The following is a 15,647-nucleotide window of genomic DNA, read 5'->3' as shown; positions in this document are numbered from 1 at the left end:
GCAAGGTCTCCCTTGTCTGAGGTTTTTACACTCCCGATACGGGCATTTGCGCTTATGAAATCCATGCACATTGCCGCCAGCTGCGAGCTGGTCACCCGCTTGTCCACCCACCGTCGCGTTGTGGCGCTGGACAGTACCGATTTTACCGATGTGGCGGCAGTCGTCATCTCCGCGGCCGACAGTCGCAGCGGCATCCTTACTCTCCTCAGGCGTAGCGGATTTAACCTGCCGGTCTACCTGCTGAGTGAGACGGCGGTCGACAAGCCGGAGGGGGTGCAGGCGGTGATCGCCGGTAAAGATCAGGAGTGGCTGGAGCTGGAGGCGGCGGCCTGTGATTATGAAGCGCGTCTGCTGCCGCCGTTTTTCAATACCCTGACCCAGTACGTCGAGATGGATAACAGCACCTTTGCCTGTCCGGGGCATCAGCACGGGGCGTTTTTCAAAAAGCACCCTGCAGGCCGTCAGTTCTATGACTTTTTTGGCGAAAATGTCTTTCGCGCCGACATGTGCAACGCCGATGTGAAATTAGGCGATCTGCTGATCCACGAAGGATCGGCCAAGCACGCGCAGAAGTTCGCTGCGAAGGTGTTCAACGCGGATAAAACCTACTTCGTCCTCAACGGCACCTCGGCGGCCAACAAAGTCGTGACCAACGCGCTGTTGACCCGCGGCGATCTGGTGCTGTTCGATCGCAACAACCACAAGTCAAACCATCACGGGGCGCTGATCCAGGCGGGGGCGACGCCTGTTTACCTGGAAGCCGCGCGCAATCCGTTCGGCTTTATCGGCGGCATTGACGAGCGCTGCTTTGATGAGCATTACCTGCGGGATCTCATCCGCGAAGCGGCGCCTGAGAAAGCCAATGCCTCCCGCCCGTTTCGTCTGGCGGTGATCCAGCTGGGGACCTACGACGGCACGGTCTATAACGCCCGCCAGGTGGTGGATAAGATCGGCCACCTCTGCGATTACATCCTGTTCGACTCGGCGTGGGTGGGCTATGAGCAGTTTATCCCAATGATGGCCGACTGCTCGCCGCTGCTGCTGGAGCTGACCCCCGACGATCCGGGTATTTTTGTCACCCAGTCCGTGCACAAGCAGCAGGCCGGCTTCTCACAGACGTCGCAGATCCATAAAAAGGATAACCATCTGCGCGGCCAGGCGCGTTTCTGTCCGCACAAGCGGCTGAATAACGCCTTTATGCTGCATGCCTCCACCAGCCCGTTCTATCCGCTGTTCGCCGCACTGGACGTCAACGCCAAAATTCATGAAGGTGAGAGCGGCCGCCGCCTGTGGGCCGAGTGTGTGGCGCTGGGCATTGAGGCGCGCAAAGCGATCATCGCCAACTGCAAGATGATCCAGCCCTTTATTCCGCCAGTGGTGGCGGGGCGTCCATGGCAGGATCACCCGACCGAGGCGATCGCCCGGGAGCGCCGCTTCTTCAGCTTCGAACCCGACGCGCGCTGGCATGGTTTTGAAGGCTACGCGGACGACCAGTATTTTGTCGACCCGTGCAAACTGTTGCTGACCACCCCGGGCATTGACGCTGAAAGTGGGGAGTACAGTGAGTTTGGCATCCCGGCAACCATTCTGGCGCATTATCTGCGTGAAAACGGCATCGTGCCGGAGAAGTGCGATCTCAACTCGATTCTGTTCCTGCTGACGCCGGCGGAGAGCGCCGAAAAAATGGCGCAGCTGGTGGCGATGCTGGGGCAGTTTGAACAGCATATTGAAGCGGATACGCCGCTGGCCGATGTGTTGCCGACCATCTATAACAAATATCCGGTGCGTTATCGCGACTATACCCTGCGCGAGCTGTGCCAGGAGATGCACGATCTGTACGTTAGCTTTGACGTGAAGAGCCTGCAAAAAGAGATGTTCCGTAAACGGAGCTTCCCAAGGGTGGTGATGAATCCCCAGGATGCCAACCACGAGTTTATTCGCGGCAACGTTGAGCTGGTGCGTCTGAGCGAGGCGGAAGGCCGCGTCGCGGCGGAGGGGGCGCTGCCGTATCCGCCGGGCGTGCTGTGCGTGGTGCCCGGCGAGGTCTGGGGCGGCGCCGTGCTGCGCTATTTCCTCGCGCTGGAGGAGGGGGTCAATATGCTGCCTGGCTTCTCGCCGGAGCTGCAGGGGGTTTACAGCGAGACGGATCCGGACGGCATTAAGCGGCTGTATGGCTACGTGCTGAAGGGATAAAAAAACGCCCCGCCGAACAGGCGGGGCGTTTTACTTTTGCCGATCACACGCTCTGCTGGGCGGCGGTCGGTTGTCTGACGTGTTTGTATTTGAACAGCGCCACGAAGGCAAAGGCCAGCACCAGCGAATAGCCGGCGAAAATCAGCCACACGCTCTGCCAGTCAGTGATCCCCTCGACGGTAAAGTGTTCGACGACTTTGCCGCTCACCATCCCGCCGAGAATACAGCCGAAGCCGTTGGTCATCATCAGGAACATCCCCTGAGCGCTGGCGCGGATTTCCGGGCGCACCTCTTTCTCAACGAACACCGAACCGGAGATGTTAAAGAAGTCGAAGGCGCAGCCGTAGACGATCATCGACAGCACCAGCAGTACAGTGCCGAACGGCGTCGGGTCGCCAAAGGCGAACAGGCCGAAGCGCAGCATCCACGCCACAATACTGATAAGCATCACGTTCTTAATGCCGTAGCGGCTAAGGAAGAATGGGATGGTCAGGATAAACAGCGTTTCGGAAATCTGCGAAATCGACATCAGCACTGACGCGTGCTCGACGATAAAGCTGCCGGCAAACAGCGGATCTTTATCGAAGCTGTGCAGGAAGGTGTTACCGAACATGTTAGTGATTTGCAGCTCGGCGCCGAGCATCATCGAGAAGATAAAGAAGATAGCCATACGCTTGTTTTTAAACAGCGCAAAAGCGTTCAGGCCGAGCATCTCCGTCCAGCTTTGATTGCGCTGGGCGTTGGCGACCGGAATATGCGGCAGCGTCAGGGTGAACAGAGTCAGCAGGACCGACAGCGTCGCGCCAATGTACAGCTGCATATGGCTCAGTTCAAAGCCGGAGAAGCTCACGCCCCACATGGCGAGGATAAAGCCGATGGTGCCCCAGATACGAATTGGCGGGAAATCGGTGACAATATCCAGCCCCGCCGACTGCAGGCGGTAGTAGGAGATGGTATTGATCAAGCCAAGCGTCGGCATATAGGCCAGCGAGTTAAGCAGGATCACGAGGAACATCTCGCCCGGCGTGGTGACCTGCGCCGCGAGGTACAGCGTTAACGCGCCGACCAGGTGGCAGATGGCGTATACCCATTTGGCGCTGATCCACTTATCGGCGACGATGCCGAGCAGCGTCGGCATCAACACCGCGGCGATACCGAGCGAGCTATACACTGCGCCGATTGCCGCGCCGTCAAACTTCAGCGTGACAAACATGTACGAGCCAAGCGTGGTGAGCCAGCTCCCCCAAAGGCAGAACTGCAGGAACGACAGTATTTTGAGCTGCAGCTTAAGATTCATGTAGTTATCCTCACGAATGTGGGCTTGTTATGTTTTTAAAATAACATTAATCCCGTTATTTTGATGCGATTCTATCATTCACTAGCTTAATGCTTCTGTTAACTGCCGCAGAAAACCGAAAGATATTACAGAGTATGGCGGAGAATAAGCGCGGCCTCAGCGCGGGGCTGAGGCCGGAGTCGGGAGGAGGGCTATTTACGGCGGTAGCTTTTCTGCGCCGTATTAACTTTGTACAGATAACGGCGCGATTCCGCCGACGGATGGCGGGTGGTCAGCGTCTGGTAGACGTCCCCTGGCGCCATGCTGTTGATAATATTGGCCGCCTGCACTTTATCGCTGGAGAAGACCCGCAGTACGCTGCCGGCGCCGCCGTTATAGGCAGTGATCACCGCGTAGCGACGCGAGGTGGGGTTATCGATGCCGGCGAGGTAAACATTGTTCAGCATCGCCAGGTAGGCGGTACCGGTGTCGATGTTATTCGCCGGGTCAAACAGATAGCTGCGGCTTGGCAGGCCGGATTTACCCTGGGAGCGGAAGACGTCTCTGCCGGCGCTGTGCTGGACCACCTGCATCAGCCCCATGGCGTCGGCATGGCTGACCGCATAGGGGTTAAAGGAGGATTCGGTCTGCATAATCGCGAGGATCAGCGACTCATCAACCCCATACTTACGCGAGGCCTGACGCACCATGCCGAGGTATTTATGCGCACGTTTGTCGAGGTGGTTCGGCACCAGGTTAATGGTGATGCTGTAGACCACGCGCAGGCCGTTGTTGCGGCTCTTCAGACGGGTTTGCAGCAGATAGTCGGCAAAGCGCGCGGCGCGCCACTCCCAGCGAATCGACGCCCCGGTGTTATCCACCACCTGGCCATAGAGGAACGGCTCTTTGGAGATCTGGATGTCATCGACATCGGAATAGAGGTCAATGGAGTTGGGGTCATCGCCCATCAACAGGGTTTTGACGATAGCCTGTCGCAGTCGTCCGCGAGGGTCGGTGCCGGCAATGGTCTCGACGGTGATCGTCCCTTCATCGAAGTTGATGTGGCTGCGGGTTTGATACTGGTCGGTGTACTTGACGTAGTCCTTTGGCCCGGCGAGCAGGACTTCGTTGTACCCCCAAATGTTCTCGATGTTGTGGGCGAACTGGCCCATCAAAATATCGAATCCGTTCGTGTCCTTGACCCAGGCCTCGTTGTATTCGGCGCCTTTTTTATTGGAGCTGGAACACGAAACGAGCAACGGCGCAATCAGCGCGAGCGCTAAGTATTTTTTCATCATTCCGGGCGTGCGTGTTGTGTTTGTTTTTTTAAAGGCCGCAGGGCCCTTACTGTTTTTCCGGCGGCGTGTAGCCTTCGATGTGCACGTCTTTCCCTTCAAACAGGAACTGCACCATCTCCTGCTCAAGCAGTTTGCGGTGCTCCGGGTTCATCATGCTGAGCTTTTTCTCGTTGATCAGCATGGTCTGCTTGTGCTGCCACTGCGCCCAGGCTTCTTTGGAGATTTCGTTGTAAATACGCTTTCCGAGCTCGCCCGGATACAGCTGGAAATCCTGGCCGTCCGCTTCACGCTGCAGGAAGGTACAAAAAATGGTTCTGCTCATAATTAATCCTCTTTGATAGCCGAAAAATTTATACCGGCGCTCCGGCTTTTAGCTGTTGCAACAAGCGCTCCACGGGGGCCGCCAGACCGACCGACGGCGGCTGCGCTAAGTTATACCAGAGTGCGTTGCCTTCATCCATGCATGCGCCAGATGAGTGCACTGTAAGCCACATCGGCACAATATCCAGGTGGAAATGGCTGAAAGTGTGGCGAAAAGCGGTTAATTGCGTCAGATTATCGGCCTTAATCTGGCGCTGCGCCAGCCACTCGCGTAGCTCCGCTTCGTCTGCAAACTGCGGAAAACAGAACAACCCGCCCCACAGACCCACCGGCGGACGCTGGGAAAGAAACACCTCGTCGCCGTGCTGCATCAGCAGGAAGTAGCCGGTGCGTTCCGGGAGGGTCTGCTTCGGTTTTTTGCCCGGATATTCCGCCCATGAATGGTTCGCGTAGGCCACGCAGCCATTGCTCAGCGGACACAGCTCGCACTTCGGCTTCGAGCGGGTACAAACCATTGCCCCGAGATCCATCATCGCCTGGTTGAAGCGCTCGACGCCCTCTGCCGGGGTGACCTCTTCGCTGATGTCCCATAGCCGTTTTTCCACCTCTTTTTTCCCCGGCCAGCCGCTGACAGCATAGCAGCGGGCGAGCACGCGCTTCACGTTGCCGTCGAGAATCGGATAATGCTGACCGAGCGAAAGGGATAAAATCGCCCCCGCCGTTGAGCGCCCGACGCCGGGCAGCGCCGCCACTTCGTCAAAGGTCCGGGGGAATTCCCCGCCGTGCAGTGTGGCGACTTGCTGTGCGGCTTTATGTAAGTTGCGCGCCCGCGCGTAGTAGCCCAGACCGGTCCACAGATGCAGCACCTCATCCAGCGGCGCGTTGGCTAAATCAACCACCGTGGGGAAACGCGCCATAAAGCGTTCAAAATAGGGGATTACCGTGGTCACCTGGGTTTGTTGCAACATCACTTCGGAGAGCCATACTTTGTAGGGCGTCTTGGCGATTTGCCAGGGCAGGGTTTTACGCCCGTATTTGTCGTACCAGTCCAGAACCTGGGCTGAAAATTGCGTGGCGAGAAAAGTCAAAGCTACGGCTCCGGGATCGCGATTACAGGGGGGCAGATTGCAGCATAAGGGCGAGTGGCTGTAAACCCTTGCATCCGCCGGGTAACTTTGGATAATGCCCGTTTTCCGAACACATTCACAAGCAGACCAAACTTTTATGAAAAACGACGTCATCTCTCCGGAATTCGATGAAAACGGTCGCCCGCTGCGCCGTATTCGTAGCTTCGTCCGTCGCCAGGGCCGCCTGACGAAAGGGCAGCAGCATGCGCTGGATAACATTTGGCCGGTGATGGGCGTTGAATTCAACGATGCGCCGCTCGATTTCGCCGCCCTGTTTGGCCGTGACGCGCCGGTCACCTTAGAAATTGGCTTCGGGATGGGCGCCTCGCTGGTGGCGATGGCGAAAGCCAAACCGGAACAGAATTTCCTCGGCATTGAAGTACACTCCCCGGGCGTTGGCGCTTGTCTGGCTTCTGCGGAAGAAGAAGGCGTACAAAACCTGCGCGTAATGTGTCACGATGCAGTGGAAGTGCTACATACCATGATCCCGGATAACTCGCTGAATATGGTGCAACTGTTTTTCCCTGATCCGTGGCATAAAGCGCGTCATAATAAACGTCGTATCGTGCAGCCGCCTTTCGCTGAGCTGGTGAAAAGCAAGCTGAAGCTCGGCGGCGTCTTCCATATGGCGACCGACTGGGAAGCTTATGCCGTGCATATGCTGGAAGTCATGTCCTCGCTGGAAGGCTATCGTAACCAGTCGGCAAGCAACGATTACGTACCGCGCCCGGAATCGCGCCCGGTAACCAAATTTGAACAGCGTGGCCATCGTCTCGGCCACGGCGTATGGGACTTAATGTTCGAGAGGGTGAAATAATGGCCAAGAATCGTAGCCGTCGTCTGCGTAAAAAAATGCATATCGATGAGTTTCAGGAGTTAGGCTTCTCCGTCGCCTGGCGTTTCCCGGAAGGGACCAGCGAAGAGCAGATCGACCAGACGGTCAACGATCTGATCGAAGAGGTGATAGAGCCGAACAAGCTGGCCTTCGACGGCAGCGGTTATCTCTCCTGGGAAGGGCTCATCTGCATGCAGGAGATTGGTAAGTGCACTGAAGAGCATCAGGCTATCGTACGCAAATGGCTGGAAGCGCGTAAGTTAGAGGATGTGCGCACCAGCGAACTTTTTGACGTCTGGTGGGACTAAGTTTGACAAGGGTCGGCAATTGCCGGCCCGTTTTGTCTTAAGGGAGTTTTATGATGCGTAAAACGCTGCTGGCGGTGGCGCTCTCCATCACCGCTTTGTCTGCCCATGCGGACTACCAGTGTAGCGTCACGCCGCGTGACGATGTGATCCTCAGCCCGCAGCAGGTGCAGGTGAAAGGGGAAAACGGCGATCTGGTGATAAAGCCGGACGGCAATCTGACCTTTAACGGCAAGGCCTATGCGCTCAGCGCCGCCCAGCGCGAACAGGCGCAGGATTATCAGGCCAGCCTGCGCAGCAGCCTGCCGTGGATTGACGAAGGCGCGCGTTCGCGAGTCGAAAAAAGCCGCAAGGCGCTGGATAAAATCATTACCGAACAGGTTGGCGCCAACAGCAGCATGCACGGTCGCCTGACCAAACTGGACGCGCAGCTGAAAGAACAGATGAACCGCATTATCGAACGTCGCAGCGATGGCCTGACTTTCCACTATAAAGCTATCGACCAGGTACGCGCCGATGGCCAGCAGCTGGTGAATCAGGCGATGGGCGGCATTCTGCAGGACAGCATTAACGAGATGGGGGCGAAAGCGGTGCTCAAAGGCGGCGGTAATCCGCTACAGGGCATTCTCGGCAGCCTCGGCGGCCTGCAAACGGCGATTCAGGAGGAATGGAAAAACCAGGAGGCCGATTTCCAGCAGTTTGGTAAGGACGTCTGCAGCCGGGTGGTATCGCTGGAGGACAGCCGCAAAGCGCTGGTTGGCTCGCTGAAATAATGCCATGGCGGTCCGCTTCCCGGCAGGACCGCCGCTGCGTTTACTCGTTCAGAAACAACTCAAGCAGGGAATTCAGGAACAGCTTACCGTGCTCGGTAATCTGCCAGTTCTGCTCGTCTTCCTGCAGGTAGCCCTGGGCTATCGCCGCGTCCAGCTGCGGGCGGATCGCCGCTTCCTCAAGTCCGGTATAGCGGCTAAATTCAGCGCGCGGCGCGGCCTCCAGCAGGCGAAAACGGTTCATAAAGAACTCAAACGGTTTATCCGCTTCTTCCACATCATGCTGGCGCTCCAGGTAACGGCCTTCCATATACCCGCGCGGGTGGCGTGTTTTGGCGGTCCGCAGAATGCGTCCGTCAGGGAAGGTGATCTTGCCGTGCGCGCCGCAGCCGATGCCGAGGTAGTCGCCAAAGCGCCAGTAGTTGAGATTATGCTGACACTGGAAGCCTGGCTTAGCATAGGCGGACGTCTCGTACTGCTGATAGCCGGCGGCGCTCAGCAGCTGATGCCCCTGCTCGAAAATATCCCATAGCGCGTCGTCATCCGGCAGCACCGGCGGCCGGGAGCCGAACAAGGTGTTCGGCTCAATGGTCAGCTGGTACCACGACAGGTGCGGCGGGTTGAGGGCAATCGCCTGACGCAGATCGTCCAGCGCCTCCTCCAGCGACTGGTCCGGCAGACCGTGCATCAGGTCGAGGTTGAAGCTGCGCAAGCCGAGGCCGCTGGCGAGACGTGCTGCGCGCTTGGCCTCCTCCGGGCCGTGGATCCGCCCCAGGCGCTGCAGCTTCGGTTCGCTAAAGCTTTGTACGCCGATGGAGATGCGGTTCACCCCGGCGCGCTGATAATCAACGAAGCGATCGGCCTCCACGGTACCCGGGTTGGCTTCCATGGTGATTTCCGCCCCGGCGGCCAGCGGCAGGCAGGCGCGGACGCCATCGAGCAGGGTTTGCATGGCCGGGCCGGACAGCAGGCTCGGCGTTCCGCCGCCGATAAAAATAGTGCCTATTTCCCGTCCCTGGGCATATTGCGCATCAGCCTGCAGATCGTTCAGCAGATGCTGGACGTAGTCATCATGCGGCACCTCGCCTTTCAGCGCATGCGAATTAAAATCACAGTACGGGCATTTCTGCACGCACCAGGGAATATGGATATAGAGACTCAGCGGCGGCAAATTAGCCATTACGTAATGCTTCCAGTAACAGTTTCAGCGCCTGCCCGCGATGGGAAATGGCGCTCTTTTCTTCACGGCTCAGTTCGGCCGCGGTTTTCCCTTCTGACGGGACGAAGAAGATCGGGTCGTAACCGAAGCCGCCATGACCGGCGGCTTGTCGGGTGATTACCCCAGGCCAGCTGCCGTGGCACACCAGCGGCGTGGGATCCTCGGCATGGCGCAGATAGACCAGCACGCAGTGGAACTGGGCCTGACGCTGGTCGTCCGGCACGTCCTTTAACGCGTCGAGCAGCTTCTCAAGATTCTGCTGGTCGCTGGCATCGACGCCGGAATAGCGTGCGGAGTAAATACCCGGCGCGCCGCCAAGAGCATCGACGGCCAGACCGGAATCGTCGGCGATGGCCGGCAGGCCGGTGATCTGCGCCGCGTGGCGCGCTTTCAGAATCGCGTTTTCAATGAAGGTCAGGCCGGTCTCTTCCGCAGAGTCCACGCCCAGCTCGGTCTGAGCGACGATATCGAGACCAAAATCTTCCAGCAGCGAGGCCAGTTCGCGCACTTTGCCGGCATTGCCGGTAGCGAGGACGACTTTTTGCATGATGAATCCTGTTTATTCAGTTAGCGCCGCGACCGCAGTCGGGATCTGTTGTGGGGCGATGATTTTAACTTGCTTATGGCGGCCCAGCTCGCCTTTTTCAATCAGTACCTGGCTTTTGGCGACGCGGAACTGTTTGGCGAGAAATTTCACCAGGTGGGCATTGGCCTGGCCATCAACGGGTGGGGCGGTAATGGCGACTTTAAGCTCGTCGCCATGTACGCCCACGATGCTATCGCGGCTGGCCTTAGGCTGAATGTACAGCCTCAGCACCAGCCCGTCAGCGCAGGTTTCAACGGCACTCATAGCGCCATCCACAGCCCCGGCAGCAGTACATTACCGGTGGCCTGCAGCACTTCGGCGATGCCCATATTGATTACGTACAACAGCAATACCAGCACCATCGGCGAGAAATCGATACCGCCCATCGACGGCAGCAGGTTGCGGATAGGGCGCAGCAGCGGGTCCGCCAGCTGCATCAGCACATACTCCACCGGGCTACGGCCCTGACTGACCCAGCTCATGATCGCCATCAACAGCAGTACCCAGAAGATCAACGAGCCGATGGTTTTCAGCAGAATAAGCAGAGCGGAGATCCAGATGATCGGCTGGAAGGTGATCACCATAAACAGCACGATCGCTTTGATGACGCAGAGAATAAATGCCACCAGCAGCGAGGCGCTGTCAATCGGCCCCATTGCCGGGATAATCCGGCGCAGCGGTCCGACAATCGGCTGCGTGGCTTTCACCACAAACTGCGAAAACGGGTTGTAAAAGTCGCAGCGCGCCCACTGCATCCAGACGCGTAACAACACGACCATCGTGTAAAGCTCAATGACCGTTGAAAGCAGGAAAGTCAACGTCTTCATGGCGTTCCTCAGATTCCTTATTATTTGCTGTAGTCGCGCGCACCAAAAATGGCAGTACCGATGCGCACCATCGTGCTTCCCGCCGCGATTGCGGCTTCCATATCGTCCGACATTCCCAGAGACAACGTATCGACCGTGGGGTACCGCGTTTTTAATCGCGCAAATGCTACCGCCATTTGCCGGGCGACGGCAAACTGCCTTACATATTCTGACTCAGGCGCGGGAATGGCCATCAGGCCGCGCAGTTCCAGATGAGGTAACTCAGCGATCTCCGCCGCTAAGCCGTCGAGCGCTTCCAGCGGGATGCCGGATTTGCTCTGCTCATCGCTGATGTTAATTTGAATCAGCACCTTCAGCGGCGGCAAATGCGCCGGGCGTTGCTCGTTCAGGCGGGTGGCGATTTTCAGCCGATCGACGGTGTGGCACCAGTCAAAATGCTCTGCCACCAACCGGCTTTTGTTGGACTGCAGGGGGCCAATAAAGTGCCACTGCAGCCCGCTGACGCCAGCCTGCTGGAAATGGTTAATCTTCTCCACGCCCTCCTGGACGTAGTTTTCACCAAATGCCCGCTGGCCTGCCGCAATGGCTTCTTCGATCGCGCTCGCAGGTTTCGTTTTACTCACTGCAAGCAATGTCACTTCTTCTGGCGCACGCCCGCATCGGGCGGCAGCACCGGAGATTTTGTCCCGGACCTGTGCCAGGTTATGCGCAATATCGTTCATATTCCGAGGATGAGTTATGAAGCTGGAAGAAATCGTAGCCCTTAGTGTAAAGCATAATGTCTCCGATCTACACCTGTGCAATTCCGCCGCACCACGCTGGCGGCGGCAGGGCAGGCTGCAGCCCGCGCCCTTTCCCGCGCCGGATATTGCGAATTTACTCAACGACTGGCTCGATGCCGCACAGTTACTGCACTGGCAGGAACACGGCCAGATTGACTTTGCGCTGACCCTGGCCTGCGGTGCGCGGCTGCGCGCCAGCGCCTTCGCCCATACGCGTGGGATATCGCTGGTGCTGCGCCTCCTTCCTGAACAGTGCCCGCGTCTGGACACGCTCGGCGCCCCGCCTGCGCTGAGCGAACTGCTGGCGGAAGAGAGTGGTTTGCTGTTGGTCACCGGAGCGACGGGCAGCGGCAAGTCGACCACCCTGGCGGCAATGGTGGGGCACCTCAATCAGCATCTTGATGGCCATATTCTGACGCTTGAAGATCCGGTGGAATTTATTCATCACAGCGAGCGTTGTCTGATCCAGCAGCGGGAAGTTGGCCGTCACTGTCCTTCGTTCGCCGCGGCGCTCCGCGTGGCGCTGCGCCAGGATCCGGATGTGATCCTGCTCGGGGAGCTACGCGATAGCGAAACCATTCGCCTGGCGTTAACCGCGGCGGAGACCGGGCACCTGGTAATGGCGACATTACATACCCGCGGCGCGGCGCCGGCGGTGGAGAGATTAATCGATGTCTTTCCGGCGGAGGAGAAAGATCAGGTTCGTAGCCAGCTTGCCGGAAGCCTGTGCGCGGTGCTGGCGCAAAAATTGTTACCTGCACGTCAGGGCGGGAGAGTTGCGCTATACGAGCTTCTGGTCAACACGCCAGCGGTGGCGAATTTGATCCGTGAAGGAAAAGTACATCAATTGCCTGGTGTGATGCAGACCGGGATGCAGGCCGGAATGTTGACCTTTACCCAGAGTTTTCAGCAACGTGTCGCTGCAGGCGCGCTATAAGATGAGAAAGAGATTGATATGACAGGTTAAATGATATGTTAGATGAATGTTTATTTGTTGTTTATTAATATTATTTGGTAATACAAATAACTTTTGATTATAAATTCAAATAACACATTCAGATTAGATATGTCGACAGTGAATACGCATTTCCAGGAAAAAAGTTTGATTATCTTTTGACAGCTTTGAGTCATTCGATTTATGCTGTTTGTGGGAATAGGATGATTCTCATGGAATAGCGTTTCAGTTTGTAAATTACCTTGGTGATTTATAAATTCACGACTGTTTGTATCTTTTTTTATTCATTTAACCACCATGGCGGTGGGTAACAGCTAAGGAGAGTTTTAAGTGATTAATTTAAATGGAAATTCATCATCTTCTCGTCAGGTAACCTTTATTACCCACCCGTCTATTCAAAGCAAAGCCTTTGCCAGCTATCTGAGCGAAACCCTGATGGCACCGGTGGTTTTACAAAATATTAATAAACCGCTGGCGCAGCGTTTGGCAAAAGATTCTGTAATATTATTTGATATTGCAGTGTCAAATAAGAAATTAAACGGGGTGTGGCGGGATATTATTCGCCTGCAGGCAGATAATCCTCGTTTGTTGATTATTAATAGCGCACAAAAGTATGAGCTATACGAAATGGCGCAGTGGCCGGCTTTATATGGCGTGTTCCGTCATGACGATGATGAATCGCGCTTAATTGAGGGCATTAAGGCCGTGCTGAACGGCGAGCAGACGGCTGAATTGAGCGTGATGCACCCGGCGATGTACGCTGCGGACCATGCATCGACTCCAGTAGAGAACTCGCCGCTGACCGAGCGGGAATGCGAGATCCTCAACGAACTGCGCTGCGGCGCGACGAACCTGGATATCGCCCGCGCGCTGTTTATCAGCGAGAACACGGTGCGGACGCACCTGTACAATGTGTTTCGTAAACTGAGCGTGAAAAATCGCACCCAGGCGGTGAGCTGGGCTAACGAACATCTGCGCCACTAAGCGGGTAAACGTGCGCCGTCAGCGGTCCGCCGGCGGCGCAGGAGGGCAGAGTTTAAAAGCTCTGCTCGAAGTAGCTTTCCAGTATGACTACGGCAGAGGCCGAATCGACGCTGCCTTTATTCAGCGCCCGGTAGCCGCCGTGTTCAAACAGGCCCGCGCGGGCCTCAACCGTACTCAGTCGTTCATCGTGGAGAAGGATCGCGACGCCAAAACGGCCATGAATTTTATTGGCGAAATTACGCGCGCGCGCCGTCAGCGGTTGCTCGGTGCCGTCCATATTGAGCGGCAGGCCGACGATTACCGCCTCAGGCTGCCACTCTTTAAGCAGTTTTTCGATGACGTTCCAGTCCGGTTTACCGTCCTGCGCCTTCAGCGCCGGTAATGGTCGTGCGGTCGCGGTGATGCGTTGTCCCACCGCCACGCCGATGCTTTTGGTGCCAAAGTCAAAGCCGAGAAAGGTTCCGCTCATCACGCATGCCCCGCGACGCCTGGCATCGTCACAATGTCGATACCAATCAGTTTAGCCGCCTCGCGCCAGCGATCGGCGATCGGCGTACGGAAAAGAATATTCTGATCCGCCGGGGCGGTGAGCCAGGCATTGTCTAAAATCTCCTGCTCCAGCTGCCCTTTCTCCCACGAAGAGTAGCCCAACGCAACCAGCACGTTGCCCGGCTGCCGATCGGTTCCTAAGGTTTCAAGAACATCCCGCGAGGTGGTAATCACCGTGTTATCCGAGATGCGAATGCTCGAGGAAAAGTCAGAGGGCGGGGTATGCAAAATGAAGCCGCGGTCTTCCGCCAGCGGGCCTCCCAGCATCACCGGTTTATCCAGACGGATCTCTGGATTGCGCGGCTCCGGGACAATTTTGAGCTTCTCAAGGATCCCTTCCACCTGCAGATTTTCCAGCGGCTTATTGATAATAATGCCCATGGCACCCTCGTCGTTGTACTCGCAGATATAGACTACCGAGCGGCGGAAAATGGGGTCCTGAAGCGCGGGCATGGCAATCAGAAAGTGATGCTGTAAATTCATTGTCAGAGGTTCGTTCCTGGTTCAAAAAAGCAACACCCAGTATGCGGGCAAAGTAGAATGGTGTCGATGCACTTTATCTGGCTGGCGCCCGAGTGGCGTCAGGCTGGCAACGTTTCACGAGCGCGGTAATCCGCGCTCGCTGCGCCAAAAGCGGACGTTGGTCCGCCGTCGTGCTTATTTATCGATACGTCTTTCGATAGCGTCCATCAGCATACCGGTGATCGAAATATCCGGGAAGGCGGCTTCGATTTCGCGTACGCAGGTGGGGCTGGTGACGTTAATTTCCGTCAGACGGTCGCCGATGATATCCAGGCCGACGAAGATAAGGCCTTTGGCCTTCAGCGTCGGGCCGACGCGGCGGGCGATTTCCCAGTCGCTTTCGGTCAACGGGCGGGCTTCGCCGCGGCCGCCGGCGGCCAGATTGCCGCGGGTCTCGCCACCCTGCGGAATTCGCGCCAGGCAGTAAGGCACGGGCTCTCCATCCACTACCAACACGCGCTTGTCGCCATCTTTAATGGCCGGCAGATAGTTCTGCGCCATGCAGTAGCGGCTGCCCAGTTCGGTCAGCGTCTCGGCAATCACCCCAAGGTTTGGATCGCCGGCTTTAACACGGAAAATAGAGGCGCCGCCCATGCCGTCGAGCGGTTTCATGATGATATCGCCGTGCTTTTCCCAGAAGGCTTTCAGCTGGGCTTTATTGCGGGTGACCAACGTTTCCGGAGTCAGTTCAGAGAACCAGGCGGTGAACAGCTTCTCGTTACAGTCGCGCAGACTCTGCGGCTTGTTGACGATAAGCGTGCCTTTCTCTTCCGCCCGCTCCAGGATGTAGGTGGCATAAATAAATTCGGTATCAAACGGCGGATCCTTACGCATCAGGATGACGTCAAGGTCCGCCAGCGGCAGATCCTGCTCGCCGGTGAAGTCATACCATTTATCGTAGTTCTGTTCGACGCTCAGCGTGCGCGTCCGGGCGCGGGCTTCGCCGTTGATCAAATAAAGGTCGTTCATCTCCATATAATGGAGTTCATAGCCGCGACGCTGCGCCTCCAGCAACATAGCGAAGCTGGTGTCTTTCTTGATGTTGATGGTTGCGATGGGATCCATCACGATGCCGAGCTTGATCATGGTTCTTCTCCG

Annotated in this window: 18 protein-coding genes; 6 read left to right on the top strand and 12 right to left on the bottom strand. The window is 57.0% G+C overall.

Annotated elements, in window-relative coordinates; genetic code table 11:
• The first annotated feature begins 54 nt into the window (after positions 1-54).
• Positions 55-2,193 (top strand): ornithine decarboxylase, encoded by a 2,139-nt coding sequence (locus tag HMPREF1024_RS13160; protein ID WP_009308638.1) that lies wholly within the window; start codon positions 55-57, stop codon positions 2,191-2,193.
• Between the two features lie 43 nt (positions 2,194-2,236).
• Here the strand turns inward: HMPREF1024_RS13160 and HMPREF1024_RS13165 are convergent, their stop codons facing one another.
• The 4 genes from HMPREF1024_RS13165 to mutY all read right to left on the bottom strand — a co-directional run bounded on the left by HMPREF1024_RS13165 (position 2,237) and on the right by mutY (position 6,176).
• The gene (locus HMPREF1024_RS13165) at positions 2,237-3,490 is read right to left on the bottom strand and encodes a nucleoside permease (protein WP_004144787.1); all 1,254 of its coding nucleotides are present in this window, start codon (positions 3,488-3,490) and stop codon (positions 2,237-2,239) included.
• A gap of 191 nt (positions 3,491-3,681) precedes the next feature.
• Positions 3,682-4,764 carry a membrane-bound lytic murein transglycosylase MltC gene (gene mltC / locus HMPREF1024_RS13170; RefSeq protein ID WP_002916629.1) on the bottom strand — a complete coding sequence of 361 codons (1,083 nt, stop codon included), beginning with the start codon at positions 4,762-4,764 and terminating at the stop codon, positions 3,682-3,684.
• A 49-nt stretch (positions 4,765-4,813) separates the two neighbouring features.
• Entirely contained in the window at positions 4,814-5,089 is a 276-nt protein-coding gene (locus tag HMPREF1024_RS13175; RefSeq protein WP_004105744.1) for an oxidative damage protection protein, read from the bottom strand.
• Between the two features lie 28 nt (positions 5,090-5,117).
• Positions 5,118-6,176: an A/G-specific adenine glycosylase gene (gene mutY, locus HMPREF1024_RS13180; RefSeq protein WP_002916628.1), complete on the bottom strand. Its 1,059-nt coding sequence runs from the start codon at positions 6,174-6,176 to the stop codon at positions 5,118-5,120.
• 136 nt (positions 6,177-6,312) lie between these two features.
• Here mutY and trmB point away from each other — a divergent pair, with 136 nt between their 5' ends.
• The 3 genes from trmB to HMPREF1024_RS13195 are packed head-to-tail and all read left to right on the top strand — an operon-like array spanning position 6,313 to position 8,128.
• Complete coding sequence (trmB, locus tag HMPREF1024_RS13185) at positions 6,313-7,032, top strand: tRNA (guanosine(46)-N7)-methyltransferase TrmB (protein WP_002916627.1); 720 nt, start codon at positions 6,313-6,315, stop codon at positions 7,030-7,032.
• Positions 7,032-7,358, top strand: a complete 327-nt coding sequence (locus tag HMPREF1024_RS13190) for a YggL family protein (RefSeq protein WP_002916620.1) — start codon at positions 7,032-7,034, stop codon at positions 7,356-7,358. Before trmB ends, HMPREF1024_RS13190 begins: the two co-directional genes overlap by 1 nt.
• A 50-nt stretch (positions 7,359-7,408) precedes the next feature.
• Entirely contained in the window at positions 7,409-8,128 is a 720-nt protein-coding gene (locus HMPREF1024_RS13195) for a DUF2884 domain-containing protein (RefSeq protein ID WP_019704316.1), read from the top strand.
• A gap of 40 nt (positions 8,129-8,168) precedes the next feature.
• Here HMPREF1024_RS13195 and hemW read toward each other — a convergent pair whose 3' ends face one another.
• Genes hemW through HMPREF1024_RS13220 form a run of 5 tightly spaced genes read right to left on the bottom strand, consistent with a single transcriptional unit; the run spans position 8,169 to position 11,479 of the window.
• Positions 8,169-9,305, bottom strand: coding sequence for a radical SAM family heme chaperone HemW (gene hemW, locus HMPREF1024_RS13200; RefSeq protein WP_002916617.1), 1,137 nt, complete (start codon positions 9,303-9,305; stop codon positions 8,169-8,171).
• Positions 9,298-9,891: an XTP/dITP diphosphatase gene (locus HMPREF1024_RS13205; protein ID WP_002916615.1), complete on the bottom strand. Its 594-nt coding sequence runs from the start codon at positions 9,889-9,891 to the stop codon at positions 9,298-9,300. The genes hemW and HMPREF1024_RS13205 overlap by 8 nt, the downstream gene beginning before the upstream one ends.
• Positions 9,892-9,903: 12 nt before the next feature.
• On the bottom strand, positions 9,904-10,194 hold the full coding sequence (yggU, locus tag HMPREF1024_RS13210) for a DUF167 family protein YggU (RefSeq protein ID WP_002916614.1): 291 nt from the start codon (positions 10,192-10,194) through the stop codon (positions 9,904-9,906).
• Positions 10,191-10,757 (bottom strand): YggT family protein, encoded by a 567-nt coding sequence (locus HMPREF1024_RS13215; protein WP_002916613.1) that lies wholly within the window; start codon positions 10,755-10,757, stop codon positions 10,191-10,193. The genes yggU and HMPREF1024_RS13215 overlap by 4 nt, the downstream gene beginning before the upstream one ends.
• Before the next feature lie 20 nt (positions 10,758-10,777).
• On the bottom strand, positions 10,778-11,479 hold the full coding sequence (locus HMPREF1024_RS13220) for a YggS family pyridoxal phosphate-dependent enzyme (RefSeq protein ID WP_004144780.1): 702 nt from the start codon (positions 11,477-11,479) through the stop codon (positions 10,778-10,780).
• Positions 11,480-11,495: 16 nt separating this feature from the next.
• Here HMPREF1024_RS13220 and HMPREF1024_RS13225 point away from each other — a divergent pair, with 16 nt between their 5' ends.
• Both HMPREF1024_RS13225 and HMPREF1024_RS13230 read left to right on the top strand, forming a co-directional pair.
• Positions 11,496-12,476 carry a type IV pilus twitching motility protein PilT gene (locus HMPREF1024_RS13225; RefSeq protein WP_004900568.1) on the top strand — a complete coding sequence of 327 codons (981 nt, stop codon included), beginning with the start codon at positions 11,496-11,498 and terminating at the stop codon, positions 12,474-12,476.
• Positions 12,477-12,824: 348 nt separating this feature from the next.
• A complete protein-coding gene (locus tag HMPREF1024_RS13230; RefSeq protein ID WP_009308631.1) occupies positions 12,825-13,478 on the top strand; it encodes a LuxR C-terminal-related transcriptional regulator in 654 nt (217 codons plus the stop codon).
• A gap of 52 nt (positions 13,479-13,530) precedes the next feature.
• Here HMPREF1024_RS13230 and ruvX read toward each other — a convergent pair whose 3' ends face one another.
• The 3 genes from ruvX to gshB all read right to left on the bottom strand — a co-directional run bounded on the left by ruvX (position 13,531) and on the right by gshB (position 15,635).
• Positions 13,531-13,947 (bottom strand): Holliday junction resolvase RuvX, encoded by a 417-nt coding sequence (gene ruvX / locus HMPREF1024_RS13235; protein ID WP_002916605.1) that lies wholly within the window; start codon positions 13,945-13,947, stop codon positions 13,531-13,533.
• Positions 13,947-14,510, bottom strand: coding sequence for a YqgE/AlgH family protein (locus HMPREF1024_RS13240; protein WP_002916603.1), 564 nt, complete (start codon positions 14,508-14,510; stop codon positions 13,947-13,949). The genes ruvX and HMPREF1024_RS13240 overlap by 1 nt, the downstream gene beginning before the upstream one ends.
• Positions 14,511-14,684: 174 nt before the next feature.
• Entirely contained in the window at positions 14,685-15,635 is a 951-nt protein-coding gene (gene gshB / locus HMPREF1024_RS13245) for a glutathione synthase (RefSeq protein ID WP_002916600.1), read from the bottom strand.
• Between the last annotated feature and the right edge of the window lie 12 nt (positions 15,636-15,647).

Source organism: Klebsiella sp. 4_1_44FAA, assembly GCF_000238715.1.
Classification (GTDB): domain Bacteria; phylum Pseudomonadota; class Gammaproteobacteria; order Enterobacterales; family Enterobacteriaceae; genus Klebsiella; species Klebsiella pneumoniae.
Note: the sequence above shows the minus strand (reverse complement) of the source record. Positions and strands in the feature narration are given on the sequence as shown.